Genomic DNA, 275 nt, shown 5'->3' with positions numbered 1-275 from the left:
GTTGGCGCAGACGCAGGTCTGGCCGGCATTGCGGTACTTGCTGGTGATGGCGCCTTCGACGGCCGAATCGAGGTCTGCGTCGTCAAACACGATGAAGGGCGCGTTGCCGCCCAGTTCCAGGCTGAGCTTCTTGATCGTCGGCGCGCACTGCTTCATCAGGATCCGGCCGACCTCGGTGCTGCCGGTGAAGGACAGGTGTTTGACGACCTCGCTCTCGCAGAGGATGCGGCCAATTTCGATGGACTGCGTGGCATCGGCCGTCAACACGTTCAGCA

1 protein-coding gene is annotated in these 275 nt (G+C 62.5%); it reads right to left on the bottom strand.

Annotation, left to right across the window (positions count from 1 at the left end; all coding sequences use genetic code 11):
* Nucleotides 1-275 (bottom strand): aldehyde dehydrogenase family protein (locus RVY79_RS19530; protein ID WP_317466234.1); only part of this gene is annotated, 275 nt, incomplete at both ends.

Source organism: Chromohalobacter sp. HP20-39 (assembly GCF_033052815.1).
In the GTDB taxonomy this organism is placed as follows: domain Bacteria; phylum Pseudomonadota; class Gammaproteobacteria; order Pseudomonadales; family Halomonadaceae; genus Chromohalobacter.
Note: the sequence above shows the minus strand (reverse complement) of the source record. Positions and strands in the feature narration are given on the sequence as shown.